The 24,944-nt window shown below is 56.8% G+C and carries 21 protein-coding genes and 4 pseudogenes; 21 read left to right on the forward strand and 4 right to left on the reverse strand.

All coding sequences use genetic code 11. The features are described 5' to 3' along the window. Positions 1-73: 73 nt before the first annotated feature. Entirely contained in the window at positions 74-1,330 is a 1,257-nt protein-coding gene (locus tag J2X72_RS21710; protein WP_310075380.1) for an NAD(P)/FAD-dependent oxidoreductase, read from the forward strand. A gap of 1,031 nt (positions 1,331-2,361) precedes the next feature. Here J2X72_RS21710 and J2X72_RS21715 read toward each other — a convergent pair. After that, the gene (locus J2X72_RS21715) at positions 2,362-3,261 is read right to left on the reverse strand and encodes an AraC family transcriptional regulator (protein ID WP_310075383.1); all 900 of its coding nucleotides are present in this window, start codon (positions 3,259-3,261) and stop codon (positions 2,362-2,364) included. A 172-nt stretch (positions 3,262-3,433) separates the two neighbouring features. Here J2X72_RS21715 and J2X72_RS21720 point away from each other — a divergent pair, with 172 nt between their 5' ends. The 6 genes and pseudogenes from J2X72_RS21720 to J2X72_RS21745 all read left to right on the forward strand — a co-directional run bounded on the left by J2X72_RS21720 (position 3,434) and on the right by J2X72_RS21745 (position 6,351). Next, entirely contained in the window at positions 3,434-4,192 is a 759-nt protein-coding gene (locus tag J2X72_RS21720; RefSeq protein WP_310075516.1) for an SDR family oxidoreductase, read from the forward strand. 29 nt (positions 4,193-4,221) lie between these two features. After that, a pseudogene (locus J2X72_RS21725) lies at positions 4,222-4,607 on the forward strand (glutathione S-transferase family protein); the annotation flags it as partial. Then, positions 4,598-4,774, forward strand: a pseudogene (locus tag J2X72_RS21730) (amidase); the annotation flags it as partial. The pseudogenes J2X72_RS21725 and J2X72_RS21730, both read left to right, overlap by 10 nt. Before the next feature lie 76 nt (positions 4,775-4,850). Then, positions 4,851-5,461: pseudogene (locus tag J2X72_RS21735) on the forward strand (sugar-binding transcriptional regulator); the annotation flags it as partial. 58 nt (positions 5,462-5,519) lie between these two features. Then, a pseudogene (locus J2X72_RS21740) lies at positions 5,520-5,686 on the forward strand (alpha/beta fold hydrolase); the annotation flags it as partial. A 305-nt stretch (positions 5,687-5,991) separates the two neighbouring features. Then, entirely contained in the window at positions 5,992-6,351 is a 360-nt protein-coding gene (locus J2X72_RS21745; protein WP_405044756.1) for a hypothetical protein, read from the forward strand. 807 nt (positions 6,352-7,158) lie between these two features. On the opposite strand, the gene J2X72_RS21750 is transcribed toward J2X72_RS21745, so the two are convergent. After that, positions 7,159-8,235 (reverse strand): LacI family DNA-binding transcriptional regulator, encoded by a 1,077-nt coding sequence (locus J2X72_RS21750; protein WP_310075387.1) that lies wholly within the window; start codon positions 8,233-8,235, stop codon positions 7,159-7,161. Between the two features lie 200 nt (positions 8,236-8,435). Between J2X72_RS21750 and J2X72_RS21755 the strand changes: the two genes are divergently transcribed. The 12 genes from J2X72_RS21755 (at position 8,436) to J2X72_RS21810 (ending at position 22,040) form a co-directional block, all read left to right on the forward strand. Next, on the forward strand, positions 8,436-9,281 hold the full coding sequence (locus tag J2X72_RS21755; RefSeq protein WP_310075391.1) for an ABC transporter substrate-binding protein: 846 nt from the start codon (positions 8,436-8,438) through the stop codon (positions 9,279-9,281). Between the two features lie 59 nt (positions 9,282-9,340). Then, positions 9,341-10,894, forward strand: a complete 1,554-nt coding sequence (locus tag J2X72_RS21760) for an amino acid ABC transporter permease/ATP-binding protein (protein WP_310075393.1) — start codon at positions 9,341-9,343, stop codon at positions 10,892-10,894. Between the two features lie 55 nt (positions 10,895-10,949). Continuing rightward, on the forward strand, positions 10,950-12,074 hold the full coding sequence (locus J2X72_RS21765; RefSeq protein ID WP_310075395.1) for an FAD-binding oxidoreductase: 1,125 nt from the start codon (positions 10,950-10,952) through the stop codon (positions 12,072-12,074). A gap of 224 nt (positions 12,075-12,298) precedes the next feature. Beyond that, positions 12,299-13,321, forward strand: a complete 1,023-nt coding sequence (locus J2X72_RS21770; protein WP_310075397.1) for a LacI family DNA-binding transcriptional regulator — start codon at positions 12,299-12,301, stop codon at positions 13,319-13,321. Between the two features lie 169 nt (positions 13,322-13,490). Then, complete coding sequence (locus J2X72_RS21775; protein ID WP_310075399.1) at positions 13,491-14,504, forward strand: SIS domain-containing protein; 1,014 nt, start codon at positions 13,491-13,493, stop codon at positions 14,502-14,504. An 81-nt stretch (positions 14,505-14,585) separates the two neighbouring features. Beyond that, a complete protein-coding gene (locus J2X72_RS21780) occupies positions 14,586-15,911 on the forward strand; it encodes an extracellular solute-binding protein (RefSeq protein ID WP_310075401.1) in 1,326 nt (441 codons plus the stop codon). A 24-nt stretch (positions 15,912-15,935) separates the two neighbouring features. Beyond that, positions 15,936-16,892: a sugar ABC transporter permease gene (locus J2X72_RS21785; RefSeq protein ID WP_310075403.1), complete on the forward strand. Its 957-nt coding sequence runs from the start codon at positions 15,936-15,938 to the stop codon at positions 16,890-16,892. Further along, the gene (locus J2X72_RS21790; RefSeq protein WP_310075406.1) at positions 16,889-17,749 is read left to right on the forward strand and encodes a carbohydrate ABC transporter permease; all 861 of its coding nucleotides are present in this window, start codon (positions 16,889-16,891) and stop codon (positions 17,747-17,749) included. The genes J2X72_RS21785 and J2X72_RS21790 overlap by 4 nt, the downstream gene beginning before the upstream one ends. Positions 17,750-17,763: 14 nt before the next feature. Beyond that, positions 17,764-18,606: a sugar phosphate isomerase/epimerase family protein gene (locus tag J2X72_RS21795; protein ID WP_310075408.1), complete on the forward strand. Its 843-nt coding sequence runs from the start codon at positions 17,764-17,766 to the stop codon at positions 18,604-18,606. Further along, a complete protein-coding gene (locus tag J2X72_RS21800) occupies positions 18,606-19,466 on the forward strand; it encodes a PfkB family carbohydrate kinase (protein ID WP_310075409.1) in 861 nt (286 codons plus the stop codon). Before J2X72_RS21795 ends, J2X72_RS21800 begins: the two co-directional genes overlap by 1 nt. Positions 19,467-19,468: 2 nt before the next feature. Beyond that, positions 19,469-20,872, forward strand: coding sequence for an FAD-dependent oxidoreductase (locus tag J2X72_RS21805; RefSeq protein WP_310075411.1), 1,404 nt, complete (start codon positions 19,469-19,471; stop codon positions 20,870-20,872). 37 nt (positions 20,873-20,909) lie between these two features. Further along, on the forward strand, positions 20,910-22,040 hold the full coding sequence (locus tag J2X72_RS21810) for a sn-glycerol-3-phosphate ABC transporter ATP-binding protein UgpC (RefSeq protein ID WP_310075413.1): 1,131 nt from the start codon (positions 20,910-20,912) through the stop codon (positions 22,038-22,040). Positions 22,041-22,191: 151 nt separating this feature from the next. On the opposite strand, the gene J2X72_RS21815 is transcribed toward J2X72_RS21810, so the two are convergent. Continuing rightward, a complete protein-coding gene (locus tag J2X72_RS21815) occupies positions 22,192-23,109 on the reverse strand; it encodes a LysR substrate-binding domain-containing protein (protein ID WP_310075415.1) in 918 nt (305 codons plus the stop codon). A 94-nt stretch (positions 23,110-23,203) separates the two neighbouring features. Here J2X72_RS21815 and J2X72_RS21820 point away from each other — a divergent pair, with 94 nt between their 5' ends. Both J2X72_RS21820 and J2X72_RS21825 read left to right on the forward strand, forming a co-directional pair. Then, the gene (locus J2X72_RS21820; protein WP_310075416.1) at positions 23,204-23,533 is read left to right on the forward strand and encodes a nuclear transport factor 2 family protein; all 330 of its coding nucleotides are present in this window, start codon (positions 23,204-23,206) and stop codon (positions 23,531-23,533) included. After that, positions 23,530-24,318: an SDR family oxidoreductase gene (locus J2X72_RS21825; protein ID WP_310075417.1), complete on the forward strand. Its 789-nt coding sequence runs from the start codon at positions 23,530-23,532 to the stop codon at positions 24,316-24,318. The genes J2X72_RS21820 and J2X72_RS21825 overlap by 4 nt, the downstream gene beginning before the upstream one ends. A gap of 19 nt (positions 24,319-24,337) precedes the next feature. Here the strand turns inward: J2X72_RS21825 and J2X72_RS21830 are convergent, their stop codons facing one another. Beyond that, positions 24,338-24,805, reverse strand: coding sequence for a MarR family transcriptional regulator (locus tag J2X72_RS21830; protein ID WP_310075418.1), 468 nt, complete (start codon positions 24,803-24,805; stop codon positions 24,338-24,340). Positions 24,806-24,944 lie beyond the last annotated feature (139 nt).

Raw genomic sequence — 24,944 nt, forward strand, 5'->3', positions numbered from 1 at the left:
GAGATCCGCGACGCTGGACTCATTGCCATGAACAAGGCTTAATGCCGCGCGGGGATAGCTGGGGATGCCGATCATGAAATCACCGCGGCAAATGAAGGGTGGTGCCCATGTTCTGGATGCTGTCGTCGTCGGGGCCGGTTGGGCGGGTCTCGGTGTCAGCTATTGGCTGGCACGAAGGGGCTTGCGCCATAGCGTTCTAGAGCGGGGTCGCATAGGAGAGACCTGGCGCGCACAGCGGTGGGATGCCTTTCATATGAATTCGCCCAACGTTCAGACCGTGATGCCCGGCGACCGCTACGAGGGTAAGGATCCAGAAGGTGTCCTCACGCGCGACCAGTTCGTCGCTCTGCTTGAGGACTTCGCCGGGAGAAATGGGCTGCCGATCGAAGCGGATACTGCGGTGAGCGAACTCGCGCAGGAGAATGGCGCCTATCGGCTGACAACCTCGCACGGCATACGTCGAGCGCGCAACGTGATCGTCGCAAGCGGCAACCTGAATTGTCCTGTGCGCCCGATCTCGCCAGATGCGTTGCCGCTTGACATTTACCAGGTCGACGCTTCCGGCTATCGCAGCGCCGCCGATCTGCCCGGCGGAGCGGTGTTGGTGGTCGGAACCGGTCAATCAGGCGCCCAGATCGCGGAGGAACTGGCGCAGGCGGGCCGGACGGTCTTCCTTGCGACCAGTCGCGTTGGGCGGCTCCCACGGCGCTATCGTGGGCGCGACGTCATGATCTGGCTCGAGGAAAGCGGATTTCTCGACGTGCGGCGAGAGGAGGTCATTCGGCTTGCGGGACGCATCCCGCCGCGTGGTGTGCTTGGGTCGGAGCACACGATAAGCCTTCAGGCGCTCGGCGCCCAGGGTATTGTGCTTCTCGGGCGATTGACCGGCGTTGCCGATGGCGGCCGCCTCACGTTCGCCGACGATGTCGAAGCAAATGTTCGCTTTGGGGACGAAGCCTCTGACAATGCCAAACGCTATATCGACAATTATATCGGCCGAGCCGGAATCGACGCACCCGTCGCGGGCCCCGACCCGGCGGAAACGGTTGCGTGGAGCCAGCCGAAACCCGCCATCGTCTCGCTTAATCTCTCCCGGTCTGGTGTCACGAGCGTGGTGTGGTGCACGGGCTTCAAGGGCGATTTCAGCTATGTGAGACTTCCTGATGCGCTCGACGCGGCCGGACAGCCTGTTCACACGGATGGTGTTGGCGTCCTACCAGGGCTCTATTTCGCCGGCCTAGATTTCGCCTCCACACGCAAGTCAGGCATTATATTGGCGATCGCCGAAGAAGCACCTCGCCTTGTCGAACATATCGTAGGACATTCGTGACCGAGTTTGGCATGGTCTAGATGCTCCTCGCTGCCAAGGCCGGGATGAGAGTCGGAGGTCAACAGATCAGCAGCCAACGCTTTGCGCTGCCATCACCAACCAAAGACTTTGCGCCTGCAGCGCATCTTGTCGCAGATTTAGAGTCAAAGCGACAAAAGAACATAAGTAGCTATCAGATTACACACTATTACTTATTGTGCGAATTGAGGTTCTGTCATCTTTCTCTTAATCGAGGGGGAGCAAAAGTAGGCGCGGGAGGAAAGGAAGGAAACATAGTCCAGGATTCTCTTTAACGTACTTATTGTGCGAATTGAGGTTCTGTCATCTTTCTCTTAATCGAGGGGGAGCAAAAGTAGGCGCGGGAGGAAAGGAAGGAAACATAGTCCAGGATTCTCTTTAACGGAGTTGAATGCTATGATTTCTCGGTCGCACAAACTTTCTGCAAGCGGGAGACCGACTTCCGTAAAAATAGCTTCTTTAGGCGTTCTTGGTGTCCCCGCCATAGTATTCACGTCATCCGTCTTACCCCCCGTTTTCACGTCGAGCTCGGTAAGGGCTGTCGTCAACGCTCCAGTATCGTCATTGACCTCGCCAATCAGCGGGACAGTGACGGTTATCGATGACAGGAAGGGCGAATTCTGGCTGGACCGGCATGGTTGCGCAGGCATGTGCCGGAGGCCATAGGGTGTCTGTCTTGGCAAACACCGTTTTCAACTGGGTTCTAGCCGTTTCCTAGGTGACTCCCAACTGATCCGCAACTGTTCTCAACTCCTCGCCTGGTGAGACCAGGCGCGCCAGTCTCGCCTCTGCAGGTGTCGATCGATGACTCCGCCCTGTCGGTCGAACTCTTGTCTGAGACCCAGGCATGGACCGGCGAAAGAACCATTCCCGGCCAGGCGCATGACGTTGCGCCTCACGCTTTTCGGAGAGGATGGTGACCTGGGAATTCCAGCGCGACGGCTCGCATTGCGCGATGCCCCCCGGTTCCCTTGAACAGCCTTGAAGCCAACAGTTTCGAAGCTGACAGCCGACTAATTGATCATTTGATTGTCGATTGACTGCCTGAGCCTGCGAACGTCGCGGACGGGCGAAGCCCCGAATTGCCGCAGATATTCGCGGCTGAACTGAGAGGCGCTTTCATAGCCGACCGCATAGGCGACGTCGGAGGCACTATGGTCGCCGGCGAGCAGCAACTGGCGCGCCTCCTGAAGGCGTATCTGCTTCTGATACTGGATCGGGCTCAATCCAGTCAGCGCGAGAAAGTGGCGATGCAGGCTCGCACGGCTCATGCCAGCAGCTTCGCACAGAGCCTCGATCCGCAGCCGCGTATTACCGCGGTCGCGGATCCATTCGACCGCGCGGCGGATGCCGCCGATCGCGCCTTCCGGGCGGGCGATGTGGCGCAACAGTCGCCCCTGCGGGCCCTGCAGGAGACGATAAAGCAATTCGCGTTCGGCCATCGGCGCGAGCGCCGGGATGTCCGCCGGCGTGTCGAGCAACGCCAGCAGTCGCAGCAGCGTGTCGCGCAGCGGCGGATTCATCGGATTGATCGCGATGCCGCTGCCTGGCGCGTCCGCGTCGCGCACTGCCGGCATTGTCGATGCGACGTCGGCGAGAAGTGCCGGATCGAGGACCAGCGAAACCGACACATAAGGACTGCCGTTGTCAGCGTCATGGATCTGGCCGCTCAAAGGCAAATCGAGTGCACTGACGAGATACTGAGACGCGTCGTAGCGCAGCAGGTCGTCGTGGATGACAACCTCTTTCGATCCCTGCAGAATGAAGCAGATCATCGAGCGGTAGAGACATGGCGACGTGCCAGAGGTCGCCTGTCCGACGCCGATTTCCAGGCGGGGGATTGGCGTGGGGGTCATTCCGGTCCGCCCGTGGCGGAGCGCGATATCGCGGAGGGGCTGTAGGTTGTCGGTCATGCCAAGAAGTATGACACCATATCTCCCATCTGCAAAGAGCTTGAGACAATCAGGCAATCAATTGAGAGTATTAGGTGGGGTGTCGGACACAGCGATCGCCTATTTGACTGGCAGCGAATGCGGCGCCCCAGCGGCGTGCCATCCGATAATCAGAATCACAAGGAATGAAGCCATGTCTCAGAAGATCGCACTCATTACCGGCGCCAGCCGCGGCATCGGTCGCAGCATGGCGCTGCACCTCGCCCGTCGCGGCGTCGGCATCGTCGGTACCTATCGCCAGGGCGCTGCGGAAGCCTATGCGCTGGTAAGCGAGATCGAGGCGCTGGGCGGCACAGCGGCGATGCTCGCGCTTGACGTCACCAAGGTAGCAAGCTTCCCGGCCTTCGCCGCATCGTTCGCCGAGATGCTCCGGAGCCGCTTCGGCAGCGACCGATTTGACTATCTGGTCAACAACGCCGGTTCCGTCGTCCACGTGCATGTCGCTGACGCAAGCGAGGAACAGTTCGATATGATGATCGACATGCACCTGCGCGGACCGGTGTTTCTGACGCAGGCTTTGCTACCGGTTCTCGCCGATGGCGGACGCATCCTTAACGTCTCGTCGGGCTTCACGCGCACGGCGATGGCCAGCTTCGGCCTTTATGCGGCGGCCAAGGCGGGGCTCGAGACGCTGACCCGGTTCATGGCGCTGGAACTCGGCGCGCGGCAGATCCGCGTCAACGCCATCGCGCCCGGTGCCATCGCCACCGATTTCGGCGGTGGTAGGGTCCGCGATGACGAACAGGCTCATGCCTTCGTCGCGAGCAAGATCGCGCTCGGCCGCGTCGGCCAGCCCGACGATGTCGGTGGCGCGGTCGCCGCGATCCTGTCCGACGATCTCGGTTGGGCCAACGGCACGACGTTCGACGTGTCGGGCGGCCAGTCGCTCTGATCTCATTTCCAGCGCATCGAGACAACACCATGACCGAACAAAACCTCACTCTCGTCAGCCACCCCCTGTGCCCGCGCCGCGATCGTCCTCCTCGAAAAGGGCGTGGCGTTCGACCGGATCAACATCGATCTGTCGGCCAAGCTCGACTGGTTTCTGGCCCTGTCGCCGACCGGCAAGGCGCCGGTGCTGAAGGTGCGCCAGCTGAGCGGTGAAGAAGCGATCCTCTTCGAAAGCGTGGTCATCTGCGAATATCTGAACGAGGCGCAGGGTGGCGGCGATGTATCCCGACGATGCATTGCTGCGTGCACGGCATCGCGCCTGGATCGAATTCGCCACCCAGACCTTCACGGAGGGCTGGCAGTTCCTTCACGCCAAGGACATGGCGACCGCCAACGCCAGGCGGGCCACGCAGCGCTGAAGTTCGAGCCGACCTTCAAGGTGCAGGGCGAGGCCAAGTACGGCCTGCGTAAGATGACGCGCGACCATGGCGCGTTCCTGGGCGAGCAGGCCGATTTCTTCCCCGGCTTCGAGCCGGTGGCGGGCGAGCATGTCGTTCGCGAGCGCGCCGGCGACAGCGGCATGGCTTTATTATAAAGAAGGCCTCACGCAGGATCAGGTGTCGCAAGATCTGGGAATGACACGTACAAAGGTCCTTCGAATGCTTGCAGCGGCGAGATTGGATGGAACTGTGCAGATACGCGTTCTTTCCAGACATAACCGGTGTGTCGAACTTGAGCGAAAAACTGAAAAAAAGTTTGGCTTGGAGCGTGCCAACGTAGTGCCTATGCCTCAAAGGACTGAGCTCGTGCCAGAGATCGTTGGTTCTGTTCTGGGGGAATATCTGGCGGATACTTTAAAGGAAAACATGACGATTGGGTTGGGTTGGGGTAAAACTTTAAGCTCATGTCTGCCTTCGATTCCTCAACAGCAACAGGCGGGCATCTCTGTCGTCTCTCTTTTGGGAGGATTACGAAGGTTAGTGCGTTCAATCCATCGGAATTCGCGTGGCGGCTGGGCGACCGGTTAAGTGCTGAAAGCTATCTGATTGCTGCGCCAGTATACGCGCCTGACGGTCGAACACGAGAAGCGCTTCTCACGCATCCAGGAATAAAAGAGGTGTTCAGACGCTCAGAAAACCTTGATCTTGCCATTGTAAGCGTTGGTGACTTGTCGCCGACCTCGACATTTGTGACCTATGGTCTTCTTGAAAAAGAGGAAATGCTTTCGTTGCAAAGAGCAGGAGCGATTGGAGATATACTTTGTCGTTTCACTAATGCAGCAGGTGAAGTTACCAACCATGAAGTGAATGAGCGAGTAGTTGCGGTGGATCCACGGGGACGACGACCAGATTGTGCCTATCGGAATATCCGGTCAAATCTCCGTAAAACTTCTGAAGAATGGCAAGCTGAAGATCTACAAAGGCTATCCGCACGAATGCTAACGACGCATGCGGACGTCATTAATCCCGATCTGTTGTCGTTCGTCCGGGAATAAATCGGGCAAGATAAGTCCTCCGCGGATCATCGGGTTGATCTTCAACTCGCAGGCTGGAAAAGTCAAAAATCCAATACAACAGGGAGGCGTGGTGAGGTTCACATCGATCCACCGGGAGATAGCATGAAGGGGCAAGCAGCGTTGTATGACGGAGCAGTCCAATATGGTCCATTCCGGTTCATCCGGGGCCAGCTCGCTCACGCGCGACGAAATATCGATGCTGCCAGGTCGAGCAAGTCATCCCAATATTGCAGGATAAGGTCAGAATTGATGGGAGCGCCGATGTCTTCGATTCACAAACCAGAATGCCTATTTGCATTTTGGTTGGCACCTACATCACGGCCGTGCGTACGTCTGGCTCAGCCGTCCAATCAGTGCGAGAGCTCGCTAGGCGCAATGCCAAGGTCGCGACTGTCGTGGGTGCTGGCGTTCAGGCCAGCCAGCATCTTCACCTGTTGCCACGCGTTCGCGATTTCCAGGCAATTCGATTAGTTCGGACGTCAGATCAGCAGAGCACAATTCACAAGGCCATGGGCGTCGCCATGGAAGATATGGTGGCAGCCGACCTCGCTTACCGCGAGGCCAAACGCCTGTGTGTGGGGCAAAGCTATTTCTCTACCCCACTACAGGCTTACAGCGGGTTCAACTGTTCGCTAAAATCTTAGCGGTCTTACGTCTTCGTGCTATCGTATGCTGGTGATTGTCTCTCTTGCCCACAAGATGGCCCACTTTGTCTGGGCCCTGATGGCAAAAAGGCGAAGTTTATAAAGCTCCGGCCGGGACGGTATAGCCGTTCACGGCCAGAGGTCGCTGAAAGTGTGGGGCAGCTGGAGGATTGATATGGCGCAACAGTCGATGAGACGGGGTCGGTAACCAGCAAATGTCTATGCGTCTCGAACGCGAATTGTAGATTTTGGATCCGATCCACGAACTCCCATATGGGCCGACGGCATCTGAATGGCCGTATCAGAGGCCGAACAGAAGTCACGCTCGACTAAACGCACGTCATTCCAATAATTGTCTAGCATTTTACGGAGCGTCCACAGAAGATATTTAAGCTACAATCCAAAGTGCTCGAAATTTGCCTGTTATCGGCATTTTCAAAGGAAGGTTTGCTGATAGCTTGTGGAATTAAACAGCGTTGACGGGAAGGGCCGGGAACGCCTCGCCGCAGGCGAGGGCCTGGCTGCATGTCTTGGTGTCGTGCCAAAAGAGCCGGTGATTTGGCCAAACCACAGGAGTGGCGCAATTACAGTAAGCGCCCTGTATTTTCCATGCGGCTCATGTGATCCAGTCCGTTGATTCGTCCGAAATCATTTCGGGGCAAGCCCACGATGACTGTCAGGAACTGATCTACCGAGAAGTTCGACGTTGGGTTAAGAAAACCGTCCGATCGAAGGCGAGCCTTTGCCCTCTGGCGGTCAAGTGCCACGCAAATGCGGGCTCCACATCTCACATTACCCAGCGCCAGATCAACCTTGGTTTGCTGGCGGGGCAACGGATCCACGCTCGAGGATCGAAGTCGGAACGATGATCCGCTCGGGCGGTCTGGCTTCACCCTTGAGCCTCCGTATGAGGAGCTCGGCCACTGTCTGGCCAAGAATATAGGCCGGTTGGTCGACGACAGTAATGGGGGGGCTGGTAACGGTTGTCCAGTCGGCATCATGAAATGTTATGAGCGACAGGTCTTCAGGAATGCGCAGGCTGCGCTGCCGCACGACCTTGAAAATCTCAAGAGCAATCACGCTGTCCGACGCAATGATAGCCGTCGGCGGGTTCGAGCGCGACAACAGCTTGTCGGTGATGTCGGCCGTGGCCCGCGGCGTGGTCGCGCCTAGCATAATCAGCCGGTCCGATGGCAGCAGGCCGGCGATGTCGCATGCCGTCATGAAGCCCTCGATGCGTTCGCGCACGGAAGAGGTATATATCTGACCCAAATCTTTGTATTCGTGTCCGGCGAAATCGACAGCGGTAATGTAGGCGATCCTTCGATGGCCGCATGCGGTCAAGATTTCGGTCGCACGTTCGGCGGCATTGCGATCGTCCACGGTTACAGTGTCGACGTCGAAATCAGGAAGCGCCCGGTCAAGGAGCACAAGGGGTCGGCCCGAACGATGTATCTCGCGCAGGTGTGAAATGTCACGCGATTCTGACGGGGTAACGATCAGGCCATCGACGCGCTTGCCGATCAATACGCGCACCGCCGCCTTCTCCATCTCGATCTGCTCGCTGGAATTTGCCAGGATTACGTTGAAGCCGGCAGAACGGGCCGTGTCGCTGATCCCACGCACAGCATAGCCGAAGAAGGAATTCTCGATGTCACCGACCACGACGCCAATGATACCGGACCTTCCTGTCGTCATGCTCCGGGCGAGTTCATTGGGGCGATAGTCGAGCTGTTTGGCGGCCGCCAATACATCGCCTCTTATCTTCTCGCTGACGACCCCATAATTTCCCAATACGCGCGCCGCCGTAGCCTTCGAGACACCTGCCTCTCGCGCGACATCAGCGACTGTGACCGAGTGGATCCTGGGGTTCGAACTATTCATGTGCTGAACGACTACTAGAGTTGTTGACGGGAGGTCAATGTGAATATATCAATTAGCATTGAGACCGGTCTCACGCAATAAGAGACCGGTCTCAATAAGGAAAAATCTGTTTGAGGATGTCGAAATTCTGAGTTTCCTGACTTTAAAGCTGCGGATCTCGGCAGGCTCAGACAAAGTACAACGTCAGAGGAGAACAACAGATGATAAGCATTGACGGAACCAAAATGTTCGCAACTGCGGCCAGACGGGCCGCAGTTGCATTAAGTTTGATACTGGCCGGCTTTTTCTCCGTCGCGCAGACCCAGGCCGCCGGTGACAATCCCTATGGTCTCATCGATCCGAAGGTGATCAGCGTCGGCACAATGGGCGACGCTAAACCATACACATTCACCACCGCGGAGGGCGAGTTTACCGGTTTCGATATCGAGTTCTTTCTCAATGTCGCCAGCCGCCTCGGCTTTCAGAAGGGCCAGGTAATCTTTACCGGCCAGGAATTTTCAGCCCTGATGCCATCGGTCGCCAACCAGCGATTTGACGTCGCTGTGGCGGCAATTGGAACCACGGAAGCACGTAAGAAGACAGTAGATTTTTCCGACGGCTATCTTGCCGGCTACCTTTCTGTCCTGACCTCGGATAAGGCGATCACGTCCGCCGAAGGCTTGAAAGGCAAGCGCCTTGGCGTCGTGCAGGGGACACTCCAGGAAATCTATGCCGGAAAAAACTTCGCGGGCACCGATCTGGTCAAATTCCCGGATAATAATTCTGCGATCTCAGCCCTGAACAACGGAACTGTTGATGCCCACTTCCTCGACTACGAGGCCGCCAAGCAATACAGTGAACGTTATCCCGAGCTGAAGATCGCCGCGAATATTCCCTCATTTGATGCACCGGCAGGATTTGTCGTGCGCAAGGGCAACGATGCCTTCCGCGAGGCGCTCAACACGGCGTTGCATGCCGCCATGGAGGACGGCACCTGGAAGACGCTCTACGAAAAATGGTTCCCGGGTTCGCCCATGCCGGATCAGTACCTTCCGAAGAAGCAATAGCACCTGGCGGGCTGTAACCCCGCGCGCTTACAGCCTAACCTAACGTTAAGGGGAACAGCATGGACTGGATGGAAAACCTGCGTCGCAGTTTCCTCGATTGGGAGGCTATGGCAGCGGTCCTGCCGACAATGATTACCGTCGGGTTAAAGAACACGTTGATCCTCGCCGCAGCATCGACGGTACTCGGCGTAATCATCGGGATGATTCTTGCGGTCATGGGTATCTCGCAATCGCTCTGGCTGAGGCTGCCGGCCCGTATCTACACGGATATCTTCCGCGGTCTGCCGGCCATTGTGACAATCCTGCTCATTGGCCAGGGTTTTGCTCGCATTGGAAGAGAGTTCTTCGGCCCATCTCCCTATCCGCTCGGCATTCTGGCGCTGAGCCTGATCGCCGGTGCCTATATCGGCGAGATATTCCGCGCGGGAATTCAAAGCGTCGAGCGCGGCCAGATGGAAGCATGCCGCGCCTTGAGCATGAGCTATGGGCAAGGCATGCGCCTCATCGTCGTCCCGCAAGGGGTCCGGCGCGTATTGCCAGCACTTGTCAATCAGTTCATCGGCAATGTGAAAGACTCCAGCCTTGTCTACTTCCTTGGACTGCTGGCGGCGGAGCGTGAGATTTTCCGTGTCGGACAGGATCAAGCGGTTGTCACGGGCAATTTGTCGCCGCTGTTGCTTGCCGGGGTGTTCTATCTGATCATCACTGTTCCGCTCACCCACCTCGTCAACTTTATCGACAACAGTCTAAGGACAGGGAAACACACGTCCGGTGCGCTCACCAGCGGACTTGTCGAAGTCGATGAACTGGACGACGCCGTCAACCACCAGGCACCCGTCGGCGCCGAGCCTGACAGGGCAAGGATCGACCCGGCAAAACCGCGGTTCAAAGGCGGCAGCCTCGCTGTCAGCGAACTCGACATGGCATATGGCGACCTTAACGTTCTCAACAAGGTGAGCCTTGCGGTGAAAGCCGGTTCGGTAACCTGCGTTATCGGTCCGTCGGGCTCTGGCAAGTCGACGCTGCTGCGCTGCCTGAACCGGCTCGTCGAACCGAAGGCCGGAAATATTCTCCTCGACGGAACGACAATCCTGACGATGAAACCTGAAACGCTCCGCCGGCGGGTTGGCATGGTCTTCCAGCATTTCAACCTTTTTCCGGACCATACGGCGTTGGAAAATGTCATGCTCGCACTCGTCAAGATCAAGCGCCTGCCCAAGCGTCAGGCAAAGCGGATCGCTGAAGCCAGCCTCGCCGATGTCGGTCTGGCCTCACGCAAGGATCACCGGCCAGGGCGGCTCTCCGGTGGCCAGCAACAACGCGTGGCTATCGCGCGTGCCCTGGCCATGGAGCCGGAGGTCATCCTGTTTGATGAGGTGACGAGCGCGCTCGATCCGGAATTGGTGAAAGGCGTGCTCGACCTCATGGCGGACCTTGGTCGGCGTGGCATGACGATGGTCGTCGTCACCCACGAGATGGGTTTTGCCCGGAAGGTCGCCGACCAGGTCATCTTCATGGATGAAGGCCGCGTGGTCGAAACGGGCTCACCATCCGAAATCTTCGACGATCCAAAAAGTCCCCGCCTGAAGCAGTTCCTGTCTGAAGTGCTGTAACAAACAGCACTGCGGGAATAGGCATAAACCAACTCATCAATATGAAAGTAACGTCATGAATTTATCCACTCCCGTAGTCTCGAAAGTCGTCGTGGTAGGCGGCGGTATCTTCGGTGCATCTGCTGCTTTGCATCTTGCGCGGCAGGGTGTTCGGACCATTCTCGTCAATGATGGGCCGCTGGCGCGGGACGCATCGGGACGCTCGCTCGCCTGGCTCAACTCCGCGCGTCAGCGTTCTGCTGCTTACCACTATCTGCGCCTTGCCGGGATCGATCGTTATCGCACCCTGGCAGCGACGCATCCGGGAGCCGGCTGGCTGCGTTTCGATGGTGGATTGACGTGGGATGCCGACGATTCCAGGAACGAAATTGCCGACGTTTTAGTCTATGAGCGATCGATAGGCTACGACGCCCACCTGCTGTCTGCCGATGAGATAGCGTCGGTTACGCCCGGCGTAGATGCGCGGTCTGTCCCTGCCCAAGGGGCCATTTTCAACCCGGGTGAAGGATGGGTGGATCTTCCCTCGCTGATTGCCTTTCTGATGAGCGAATTTCAAACACTTGGGGGCGAGGTGATAACAGATGGAGGCCGCGCCAAGCTGTTGACCCTTGGTGGACGGGCCGGAGCGGCCATACTGGAAGATGGCAGAGAGATAGGCGCGGACGCAGTGTTGCTTGCAACCGGGGCTGCGGTTCCATCCATGGCCATGGAGATCGGCAAGACAATTCCCGATGCGACGCCGATTGCGCTTCTCGTGCGTACAGAACCGATTGATCATCCTCTACGCGCAGTTTTGAACACGCCGCGCGTCGCCATCCGGCCGATGCCGTCGGGCGGCTTCGCCCTTGATTCCGCCTGGTCCGAGGAAGAGGTCCTGACGCGCCCGGATGGCACCTATCACGTGGACCAATCAACGATACTGGGACTTCTCGCTGAGGCTTCGAACGTTCTGGCAGGCAATCCAAAACTTGCGGTAGCGAACTACGGTATTGGCCCCAAGCCCATTCCAGGGGATGGCGAGCCCGTATTCGGTCCTGTGAAGGAGGTGGCGGGCTGTTACCTCGCCTTCAGCCATAGTGGTGCAACCCTGGGGTTAATTGCCGGAGAACTTATGGCTGGTGAAATTGCGACGGGGCAGGCAAACCCCCTTCTGGAGCCTTTCAGACCAACGCGGTTCTGACCGTACGTCCAGCGCAACGCAGAGTAATGCAAAGAAGCGAAGGTGTTATAAGGCATCGCGATAAGGAGACATTTCAAAAAGTGAGATTTCCGACGTTCTTTTAAGCGGGAACATCGTTTCACCTTCGAAGCCGAATTCCCATGGCGCCCGGCCTATGCTAACCGGCAAGCCAGGGATACAAGGAGCGAGAGTGGTGGAATGTACTTGCTTTTGAGAAGGGTGAAATGGCTCAGAAACCGGCGACATTGAAGGATGTGGCGGCTTACGCAAACGTCTCGCGTGCAACGGCTGCTCGCGCGCTCAACAGCTATGGTTACGTTGGCGATGAAACAGCTCGAAAAGTTCATGAAGCTGCGGAAAAGCTCGGCTACCGGGGCAACCGCCTGGCACAAGCCCTGCGCAATGGTCAGTTGCCGATTATTGGCTGCATTCTCGGTGACATACAGAATCCGTTCTTTGCCCGGATTGCGCACGATATCGAGGTGCTGGCTCGTGGCCATCGATACAATCTCATTATCGGCAGCAGCGAAGAGCAACTGGAACAAGAAGTCTCCCTGCTGGCGAGCCTCCAGTCGCTCAGCATTCGAGGCTTCATCGTCGCGCCGACGTCTGACGAGAACAACTTCCATCTAGAGCGCCTGATAGAGGAAAACGTGCCGTTGGTCCTCATCGACCGTGTCGTGAAGGGTATCGAATGCGACAGTGTTGTGGTCGACAACGAGGGCGGTGCACGCAAGGCCATAGAATATCTGATCGCGATGGGCCATCGCCGCATCGCCCTTTTGCAGGATGACACGCGCATCTTCACGTCACGCGAGCGCTTGAGCGGTTATCAAAGTGCGCTCACGGCTGGTGGCATTACTCCCGATGACGGGATGATTTCCGTGTCTCAATCAACGGTGGAACACGCGATCGATGCAACAATTCGTTTGTTCAGTCAGAAAACTCCACCCACGGCTCTGTTCACCGTCGACAGCCTGATGACGCAAGGAGCTCTGTTGGCCTTTCGCGCGATGGGCATTTCAATCCCGCACGACGTATCGCTCGTCGGCTTCGATGATTTCAATCTAGCGACGTTTACCGACCCCCAGATTACAGTCGTGGCGCAGCCTGTTTCGGAAATCGGCCTTGCGGCAGCCCGACTCCTGTTTGAAAAGCTTTCGGGAGAAAGCCGTCCCCCGGAGCAAATTCGCTTTGAAACCAAGCTCTTGATTCGAGGCTCAGTGAGCCGCAGACCCGAAGGTTAAGTCGGACCGACCCCACACGAAAATATCAAAAAACCTACTTGTCAGCAGCGAAATCTTATGCATTTAATGCATGTGAGATCGATCTCACATTGTCTTAACGAACATTCGCACAAGGCAGGATCGCGCTCTTGAGGGGCGGATCTTGAAATGCGCAAACGGGAAGGTTTTAATGCTCAACTTCGATAAAGATCGCTTTGTGAACATACAACGTGGCGCAGTTGCCATTGCGGAAGACGTGCGCGTTTTGATGCGCAAGTTGCTTGATGATGGCCTGGAACGCGTTTTCTTCATGGGCACTGGCGGTGTACAATTTCTGACCCAGCCTGCAATTGAGCTTGCACGCGCTTCGACGGTTTTCCCGGTATCTGCAGCGTTTCCTGCGCAGGTTATTCTGGAAGCCCCGGCCGGTCTGGACGAACGGGCGCTGGTCATTCTCCCGTCTCTATCCGGAACCACCAAGGAAAGTGTGCAGCTCTTGTCCTTCTTGAAGGAAAGAGGCGTTAAGACACTATCGCTTACCGGGCACAAGAACACCCCGTTGGGACTCGACGCTGATTATAACTTCACCAACTTTGCGGAAGACGACACCTCATCGGAGTCATTTTACCTGCAAACACTGCTGATCGTTCTTTCGCTGCTGGCCGAACGCGGCGAGCATGCCGACTTCGACAAGACCGTGGCGGAACTGAAGCAGCTTCCGGAATTGCTGGTCTCCGTCAAAGAGAACTACGAGGCGCGCGCTGCAACGCTGGCCCAGGAAATCAAGGACGAGAATTACCACATCTTCACGGGTGCAGGTTCAGTCTGGCCGCAAGCACATTATTACGGGATGTGCATTCTTGAGGAGATGCAATGGATCCGTACGCGTCCCGTGCATGCGTCCGATTTCTTCCACGGTACACTCGAACTGGTTGAGCCCGGCGTCAGCCTGTTCATCTTCAAAGGCGAAGACGCCTGCCGTCCGTTGGCCGACCGCGTTGAAAATTTTGCGAAACGCTACACGGACAAGGTACGCGTTCTGGATGCTGCCTCTGCGCAACTTCCAGGCGTTTCCGACAAAACGCGCAAGCTGATATCTCCCCTTATCCTCGCAACCATGCTGGAGCGCCTGAGCGCGCATCTGGAGGTCTTGCGTGACCATCCACTCACTACGCGCCGCTACTACAAGCGCGTCGAATACTGAGCTTGTCCCGATCCGATCATATTGGATCGGGACAAAATTCATTCACAGAAACGAAAGATCAAAAAAGAGAGGAACTGCGAAATGAAGAGCAACACGTTTTTGAGGACCACAAGTCTCGCGTCGTACGTAGCAGTCGGATTGATTGTCGGTGGCGCTAACGCTGCATGGGCAAAGGATCCGGTCGTTGCGGATCCCAATGCGAAAGTTGAATATTCCGGCACCGTAAGCATTCTGACCAAATTCGGCCTGCAGCAGCTCTCTCCGTTTTTTGTCGATGCAGCAAAAGCGTACGAGAAGCTTCATCCGGGCGTGAAAGTCGAGCTCATTCAGGAAAGCGACGACAGCGTGAAGGGCAAGACGAAGGCGCTCGTTGCCTCGAACTCATTGCCTGATATCTATTTTACCTGGACGGGCAGCTGGGGCGAAAACTTCGTCCGTGGCAATCGCGCCGTCGATCTGACCAAGGTGATCGGCCCGGACACCGTATGGGGCAAGGAACTCGCAAATGCCGCAGTTAGCGCGTTCCAGTATAACGGTAAGCTCTATGGTATCCCCCTTTACCTCGATGCCAAGTTCATGGGCTACAGCAGGCCGCTGTTCGAAAAGGCAGGCGTTGCGGAGCCAAAGAGTTTCGAGGAATTGCTCGCTGCCTGCGCCGCCCTGCGCAAGTCTGGGGTAGCGCCGATCTCGTTCGGCAACAAAGAAGGCTGGCCAGCCGTCCATTATGCGGGACAGCTTCTCGCCTATAACGTGCCGCAGGCGACTCTCGAGAAGGATTTCAAGCCAGCCACGGCCGACTATTCGGACCCGGGCTATGTTGTCAGTCTGACGCAGTTCAAGCAGTTGATCGATGAGTGCTCGGATGGAGCGGGGACAAACGGCTCGTCATATGCATCGGCACTACAGCAATTCAGCAATGCGAAGTCTGCAATGTACTATCAGGAAATCATCGAATTCGATCAAAGCACTGCTGATGGCGCATTGAAGAAGGACGATTTCGGCTACTTCAAATTGCCTGCTCCGAAGGATGCCAAGGGCGATGTGAAGTCGATCGAAGGGGCACCGGAAGGCTACATGATCAATGCTGCCTCGAAGAACATTCCGCTCGCCGTCGATTTCATGAAATTTGTCACATCGGCCGAAAACGGCAAAATCCTCTCGGCTCCGCCGTATGGTCAGCCAAGTGCGACGGTCGGTGGCTATTCTGCGGACACGATGAACCCGGCGGTCGTGGGCGGCCTGAAGATCATCGCTGAGTCTTCGTACCTGATGCCATGGCTGGATACAGCCAATCCGCCGCGCGTGGCAGCTGCATGGCTTTCAGGTCTGCAGGCACTCATTGGCGGCTCGCAGACTCCTGAGCAGGTCTTGGAACAAGTGAAGAAAGCTGCGGCCTCTTCGAAGTAAGAAAGCTGTCAGGCGATGACTGTCATGAAGCATGACTATAAGGGTGAAGCCGCCAAGGCGGGCTTCACCCTGCGAAGAAAAGCTGAGGCGGATCACGCCGGCATGCTAGCGACGTTGCTTTCGTTGCGTTGGGTCCTCATAGCCTTCGTTCTCATCCTGTGGTTCGTCTACTATCCCATCATCGACAATTTCGTCGTAAGCACCAAGAACCAGGATATTTTCACCGGCGAGACGGCATTCATCGGCCTGGACAACTACCGGCGCCTGCAAGGTGACCCAATCGTCTGGACGGCAATCCTCAACAACACGCTTTATGCCGTCATCTCCATTATCTTTCAGGTGTTCGGAGCATTCGTACTGGCCGCAATAATCGAGGGCCTCGGCAATGAAAAATGGCGCAGGTTCTGGCGCGCCGTCTACTTCATACCCTCCGCCATTTCGATCACTGTCACTGGCCTGTTGTTCTATTTCATCTATCAGCCGGACATCGGTCTGCTCGACTCGGCTCTTACGCAAATTGGATTGGAAAACTGGTCACGTGCGTGGCTGGGTGAAGAGCAAACGGCAATCTATGCCATCATCGCCATGAGCCAATGGCAGGGTTTCGGCTATTCGACGCTGCTGTTCGGCATTGCCATACAGAAGATACCGCGCGAGCTATACGATGCAGCGATCATGGACGGGGCGGGCACCTGGCGCCGGCTGTGGAGCATCACGATGCCGCTCACCCGAGAGATGACGGCACTGATGGTGATCGTCACGATTACCGGCGCATTCCAGGTCTTTAACGAAGTCATGGTCATGACGGCTGGCGGCCCAAACAATAGCAGCCAGGTACTGGGAACCTGGCTGTATCAACAAGGTTTCATCGAAAATGATTTCGGTTATGGCGCGGCCGTGGCATCCGTCATTTTCGTCATAACCTTGCTGACCGGCTTCGGACAGCTTTGGTACACGAAGAGGCGGAGGGTTCACCTATGAGCGGCGACCTCAGATCCCTCGAGACGGAGCGCACCGATTTTGTTCAGGTGCTGGCGAAAGCATGCCTCGTCACCTTTCTTGTCAGCCTCGGCGTCGTGGTCATTTATCCTCTGATCTGGATGGCGCTGAACGGCTTCAAGAGCAACTCGGAGATATTCGGCAATCCCTTCGCGCTTCCGACGAACTTCACGCTTGGCAACTACATATCCGCGTGGAACCAGGGCATACGCAATTACGTTGCAACGAGCATAATCGTCACGCTTGGGTCGGCGGTCTGCACGGTGCTGATCAGCGCCTGGACTGCCTATGGCCTGACGCGATCCAAACTTCCGGGAAAGCCTTATTTCGTCGGCATTGTGCTTGGTGGTCTCATGCTCAGCCCCACGGTCGCTGTCATTCCGCTTGTGCGCATGATGCAGGAATTGGGCCTCTATAATACCTATTGGGCACTGATCATCCTTTATACAGCCTTCCGCATACCGTTCACAACCTTCCTCATCCGCGCCTATATGCTTGGACTCCCGCGTGATCTCGACGAGGCTGCCGTCATGGATGGCGCGAGCGAAGGCCAGATCTTCTGGCGAGTGATCTTGCCGCTGTGCAAGCCGATACTGGTGTCCTGTGTCATCCTGCACGTTCTGTTTGCATGGAACGAATATCTTTTCGCGATGATATTTACGAGCGGTGCGGACCTTCAGACACTTCCTGTCGGCCTGACATCGATCATGTCGAAACACGGAACCAATTACGCCGTGGTTTTTGCGGCCATGACATTGTCAGCACTTCCCATCGTCATCGTATTTTTTGCCGCGCAACGCTTCTTCATTCGAGGCCTCGCCGAAGGCATCGGGAAATAATGGAGCAGCCCGGAATGTTGAGACATGAACAGCTTGTCGGTGCGAATTTCTCTTTTCAACACCATCCGTTTCGCTGGACCGCCGAACAGCTTCACCAGATGGGCTTCAAGCGGATGGAACTTTGGGGAATTGCACCTCATCTCGATCTCTTCCACGACAGCCGATCGCGCCTCGGGGAGGTAAAGTCCATCCTCGAAGACAATCAGTTGACGGTTCACTGCTTCACGCCGGAGCAGGTGCTCTATCCCATCAACATTGCCTCCGGCGACAAGGCTTATCGCGAGAAAAGCGTGGAGCGCATCCTCCTCGCAGCCGACATCTGTGCGGAACTGCAGGCAAGGTATCTGTTTCTCACGCCTGGTCGGGGCTTTGAATGCGAGAGCCGTGAGGATGCATGGGCCAATTCGATCGAGTCGGTCAGGAAGATCGCATCTCACGCCAAGCGCCTTGGAATAGCTTGTCTTCTCGAGCCTTTGCAGCGCACCGAAAGTAATATCGTCAACAACGCCGATGAGCTGTCAGCCTTCTGGCATGAGATCGACGCCGACAATGTTGACGTGGTCCTTGATCTCGTTGCGATGGCAACGGTGAAGGACGATGTCGCCGGTTATGTCGACAGGTTCGGCAAGCGCCTTTCTCATGTGCACATTGTCGACGGAACGCCGGCAGGTCACCTTGTCTGGGGTGACGGCAACCTGCCCCTGCACGACTATCTGGCCGAACTTGATGCGAGTTCCTTTGCGGGGACACTGACATTCGAGCCCTTCGGGAATGGCTCATATGCGCTTGATCCCGTTTCAGCCTGGCAACGCTCATTGAAAGCAATTGTCCCTCTTCTCGATCATGCGGACCAATAATGAACGCCCATCCCACTCTGATCGCCGTCGGCGACAATTGTCTTGATGCTTATCTGACCAAAGGCTTTGTCACGGTTGGAGGAAATGCCCTCAATGTCGCGGTGCAGTGGAAGCGGCGGGGGTACAATGCCCGCTATTTTGGTGCCTTGGGGCGTGATGAGGAAGCGGAGATCATGCTTGCGGCAATCGAGCAGGCAGGCCTCGAGCGAACCGACGTGGAGATAGCTGCCGGCAGTTCAGCGGTGACATTGCTGAGGGATGACGCGGGCGAGCGGCGTTTCCTGCTCGAGTCGCTCGGTGTCGGCGCCAATTTCTTTCCAAAGTGCGAATACTACGATGAACTGCTCAAAGCCGATTGGGTTCATCTCGGTACGAATGCGAACGAAAGTCTGGTGCGCAAGCTCGTGACGGACGGCGTTAAATTCAGCGTCGACCTCTCGACACGCCACCTGGACTTGCCACTGGACAACGTCCCACTCGTTTTTGCGTCGGGTCCTGACGATCCTGGCGAACCGGTCAAACCGCTGATCGAAAGGTTCAAGCAAGCAGGTGCTCAGCAGGTGGTGATTACCTGTGGCAAGCGCGGCTCGTTCTATGACAATGGCAGCGAGCTTTTCTCTGCCAGCTCGGTGCCGGTATCGGTCGTCGACACATGCGGTGCGGGTGACAGCTTTATCGCGACATTTCTCGCCTCGCGTTTTGTTGAAGGACAAGCCGAGGCTGCCTCGCTGCGTCTTTCAGCCATCCGGGCCTCGGAGACCTGCACGCATCTTGGCGGGTTCCCGCAAGAAATCATGCCGATTCCGCAATGGCTTCTCGAGAAATACGACGGCGTAGTCCGCACGGCGCAAAGGGATTGAGCATGAGTAGCATCAAAATGAGACTGCCGGTTGTCGCGGCAAAAGAAGATCGCTCTTTCTGGCTGCAGAGTATAGATGCCGATGCCATTACCGTGCCTCTCCAGGACACCCAGGACTGCGACGTGGCAATCGTCGGTGGAGGTTACACAGGGCTCTGGACGGCACTGCGCATAAAGGAGCAAGCGCCGGAAACGCGCATTACGATTCTTGAAGCCGACTTTTGCGGTTCGGGTGCGTCCGGCCGAAACGGAGGGCAAGTCCATAGCTGGTTTGCAGAGATCGACCTGCTGCGGGATCTGGTAGGTGATGACGATGCACTCATGTTATGTCGCGCCACGGCCGACGCGATCGAGGAACTAAAGTCGCTGCAGGATACCGGCATTGTTGATATGGATCTGCGGCTCGATGGCTGGTTGTGGACCGCAAGCTCGACAGCTCAGGAGGGAGCGTGGTCGAAATCCTACGATCTTTGCCGGACATTGGGGGAGGGGCACTTTCGGAAGCTTGATAGAGCGGACATTCTGCAGCGCACAGGCTCATCAGTTTCCTATACCGGTATCATCGAGGATCGAGCGGGTACGGTCCAGCCCGCCAAGCTTGCGGTAGGTCTGCGTCAACTCGCTCTTTCAAAAGGCGTCGTGATCCACGAACACACCCCTGTTCTTGAAATCACCCCGGGCCAGACGGCCAGTTTGCGGACAGCCGAAGGCACATTGTCTGCCACCAAGGTCGTTCTCGCCGCCAATGCGTGGCTGTCGGCCATACCCGAATTGCACCCCTATATCTATGTGGTCAGCAGCCAGGTCATCGCTACGGCACCCGCCGCCGACATACTGGACGAGATCGGCTGGGTCGACGGCGCTTCAATTTGCGATGCACAGCAGCATGTGCTGTACCATCAGCGCACGCCGTCAGGTCAGGTCATATTCGGTCGGGGAACAGGCGGCATCTCCTTTCGGGATCGCATAGATACAAGCTTCAACCGCAGTAGAGACAATGGTCTCGACAATATTCGCGAGCTGCATCGGGTATATCCTCAGCTCAAGAATATCCCGATCCAGTACGATTGGAGTGGGCCGATCGACTGCACGGCTGAGCATCTTCCGGTTTTCGGTCATCTGAGAAACGAGCCGAATATTTTCTACGCTGTAGGGTTCAACGGTACGGGAATCGCCCAGGCGCCTGTCGCCGGACGCATCATGGCGAGCCTTGTGCTGGGAAAGGATGACAAGTGGAGCAGCTGCGGACTTGTCGGAATCGAGCGCCGCACGAAGCTGCCCCCGGAGCCCTTGCGCTATGTGGGCGCAAAAATTGTCCGACGGGCAATTCGGCGCAAGAACGATGCTGAAATCATAAACCGAAAGCCGGACTTTATAACGCGGTTCCTGGCCAGCCTGGCTCCTTGAACGTCGCACGGTTGAAAGCAATTATTGGAACGGAACCATGGCCGACTTATCACTGAGAAGCATACGTAAGTCCTACGCAAACCTCGAGGTTCTCCACGGGATAGACCTGGACATACGATCGGGTGAGTTCGTCGTCTTGGTCGGCCCGTCGGGCTGCGGGAAATCCACCCTGCTCCGCTCTATTGCGGGTTTGGAAACCATCACGTCGGGCGATCTGATCATTGACGGCGAGCGTATCAACAATGTGGCGCCGTCCAAACGTGGCATCTCCATGGTGTTCCAGTCATATGCTCTCTATCCCCACATGACAGTTTTTGAGAACATGGCTTTTGGACTGCGTATAGCCGGCCTGTCGAAAACTGAAATCGACAAGCGGGTACGCAATGCGGCGGCAATTCTACAATTGGATAACTATTTGCAGAGGCTGCCAAAGGCGCTCTCCGGTGGGCAGAGGCAGCGGGTTGCCATCGGCCGCGCGATAGTGCGTGACCCTCGGGTCTTTCTGTTCGATGAACCATTGTCGAACCTTGATGCTGCGTTACGCGTAGCCACGCGAATCGAGATCGCGAAGCTGAAGCAAAGCATGCCGAAAGTGACTATGATCTATGTAACCCATGATCAGGTCGAAGCCATGACATTGGCAGATCGTATCGTTGTGTTCAAAGACGGCCATATCGAGCAGGTCGGAACGCCTCTCGACCTATACAAGAATCCAGCCAACCTGTTTGTCGCCCAATTCATAGGCTCCCCCGCAATGAATATATTGGACGGAATGGCCGAAAAGGATTCAACTGGCTCGGTAAGGTTCCTATCAAATTGTGGCGTTACTCTTGACGTTGGTTTGCGGCCCGATGGCATTTCAACTGGGGATAGAATCAGCATTGGCATTCGCCCTGAGAATACGCAGATTGCAGAGGCAAAGGCGAATGGCGGAGCGCTTACAGGCATCATCGATTTTGTGGAACACCTCGGCGAAGTACAAATTCTCTATGTCGATATGCAGGGCTCGGACCGAAAGTATTTGATCAAGGTTGATGGTACGGGCTCCTACGCAAGGATGAACACGATCCACTTTACCGCCCGCGCGCAAGACATCCACGTCTTTGACGCCAATGGCTCTGGCATCGCAACACCCGTAGTGCCGGCAAGTGACGCGACCTTGGGCTAGCGCTGCGATGTCTGCTTAAGTGCAAGTGGACTATTAGTCAAAATCGATGTTCGCGTTCTGTACTTTTAAAGTTGCATAATCGGGAACCGCGCTTCAGAAAACTGCATTGAGTGGGTCTGCGGTTCGGTTCCGCTCGAGGCGAACGGATCGTTCAGGATTTCGGGCGCGGATCACCCGCACGCGAAAGCTCACGAGCTAGCTCTAGAAAAGCTCTCACGCCGGCCGATAGATTTCGCCGTCCGGGATAGTACAGGCAAAGCCCAGGATAAGACGGCGTCCAGTCCGCCAACACGCGAATGACCTGTCCCACATCGATCTCTGGAAGAATGTCTTGCTCAAAGAGGTAGCCCAAGCCGGCGCCATCAAGCACCGCAGTTCGCGTGAGGCTTGCCTCATCTAGCGTGATCTGCCCCCGAACATCTATCTGAACTTGCTCGCCGCCCTTCTCAAACCGCCAGCGAAACAGGGAGCCATCAGGCAGACGAACGCGAATGCAACTGTGAGTAAGGAGATCCGGGGGGGCCATCGGTATCCCGTGCTTTTCGATGTATTCGGGGGATCCTACCACGGCATGTCGTTGAGGGCTGCCGAGCGAAACGGCAATCATGTCGCTAGGAACAAGGCCTTCCACTCTAACGCCCAGATCGAATCCGTCCCTGACGATATCCACCATCTTCCCTTCGGTGACGATATCAACATTCATGTCGGGATAGCGGCGCAGGAACTCAAGCACGAGCGGTTTGATGATCGAGCGCGCCGCAAACGGCGCGGCGTTGATCCGTATCGTGCCGGAAGGCGTCTCACGTTGCTCGCGCACCGACCCCAGTGCTGCATGTAGATCCTGAAGCGATGGAGCGACCTGCTGCATAAAAAGCCGTCCAGCGTCCGTCAGGGAGACGCTTCGCGTGGTGCGATTGAACAGTCGCACGCCCAGCGCAGCCTCGAGCCTGCCGATCGTGTGGCTCAGTGCCGTGGTCGACAACCCTAGATCAATGGATGCTGCGCGGAATGTCCCGCGCCGTGCGATCGCAATGGCAGCTTCAAGTTCTTTCAGGGTAGCCCGATCCATTGTCCCGTTCCATTCATCACTTCATACCGCTTCGTCCCCCTTATTCCTGCAATTGTCCAGTGCTAAATGTCATTCCGAGCAAAGGAGATCGATCATGACACTAGCACTACCCAAGCCCATAGCGGACTATGTCGAAGCTAATGCACAACTCAATGTGGACGGCATGCTGAAGCCTTTCGCGGACGATACTGTCGTCCTGGATAACGGTGGCCGTCACGAAGGCCATGCCGAGCTGCGGACCTTGTTCGAAGAAGCAGTGATTCCCGTCAAGGCGATCTTTACGCCGGATGTCGTTCGTTACGAGGATGATCAGGTCGTGGTCGAGGGCCTTGCCCACGGCGACTTCAAAGGCAGCCCGATCCGCTTCACCTACCGGTTCACGCTCGAGAACGACACCATCAAAGCATTGGAGATCACAGCATGAACATCAAAGCTGATCCGACCGAGTTTGCAGGAAAGCGCGTGCTTGTCAGCGGCGGCACCAAGGGTGCTGGTCGCGCCACTACCGACCGTTTCCTGGCCGGCGGCGCCCGAGTCATCACCGCCGCTCGGGGAGCACCGGAACCAATTGACGGAGTCGAATTCATACAAGCAGACTTGACGACGGCCGAGGGCGGGGAAACCCTTGCCAGAGCCGCGCTCGAGCGCTTGGGCGGAATCGATATTCTGGCTCACGTTATTGGCGGATCGTCGACACCGGGCGGCGGTTTCGTTGCCCTGACAGACGACCACTGGCTGGCAGAGCTGAACCTGAACCTCTTGGCCACAGTCCGCCTTGATCGTCTGGTGATCCCGCAGATGATCGAACGCGGTAACGGCGCGGTGGTGCACGTCACTTCCATTCAGTCCGTCCTCCCCCTGCCAGAGGCGACCACCGCCTACGCTTCCGCCAAAGCCGCGCTCAAGACCTACAGCAAGTCCATCTCCAAGGAGCTTGGGCCGAAAGGCGTGCGGGTCAATGTCGTTTCCCCCGGCTGGATCATGACAGAGTCATCCCACGACTTTCTAAAACGTCTGCAGGCCGCCAATGGCGGTACGATCGAGGACGCGCGGCAAGTGGTTCTTGACAGCCTCGGCGGTATCCCGATTGGGCGTCCAGCGGACCCCCATGAGGTCGCCGACCTCATCGCCTACCTGGCCTCGGATCGCGCTGCCGCGATTCACGGCGCCGAGTTCGTCATCGACGGAGGCACTGTTCCGACAGTGTGATATCACGCCACCATTTTGATCAGGCGGGTGCGTTCCACCCGCCGATCTGGGAATAAATCGCATTGCGAAGATGGCGGACGTCGCGGTTCAGGGTGGCTAATTCCTGCGGCGTCTGGGTCGAGGCTGCAAGCAAGGCATCGCTGAGACAGCCTGCCTTGTGCTGCAAGGCACGTCCTTTGTCAGTCAACCCGATAACCACCTGCCGCTCGTTGCTCAGGTTTCTGGTCCTGCGCAGCAAGCCAGATGTCTCGAGCCGCTTCAGCAACGGCGTCAGCGTGCTGGATTCCAAGGCAAGAGCATTGGCAACGGCGCCCACCGTTTGCCCGTCGCTACTCCACAACACGTTGAGCACGAGATACTGCGGGTAGGTCAGTCCCAACTCGTCGAGAAGAGGCTTATAAGCGCGCTGGATCGCAATGCCGGCCGTATAGATTGCGTAGCACAATTGGTCGTGCAAAGGCGGTGGATCGTTAGGAGGTTGGGTCATTCTGAGCTCCTGTTGACTCCATATAACGAAACCAGAAAGAAAAATAAATATCGCGATAAGAATTATCTTGACGTCCAACATGGACTTCTGGCAGCTTACAGGTATCGCGATAACAATTATCGTCGCCAACAAGGAGAAA

Origin of the sequence: Phyllobacterium sp. 1468 (genome assembly GCF_031455525.1) — a bacterium.
Lineage (GTDB): Bacteria > Pseudomonadota > Alphaproteobacteria > Rhizobiales > Rhizobiaceae > Phyllobacterium.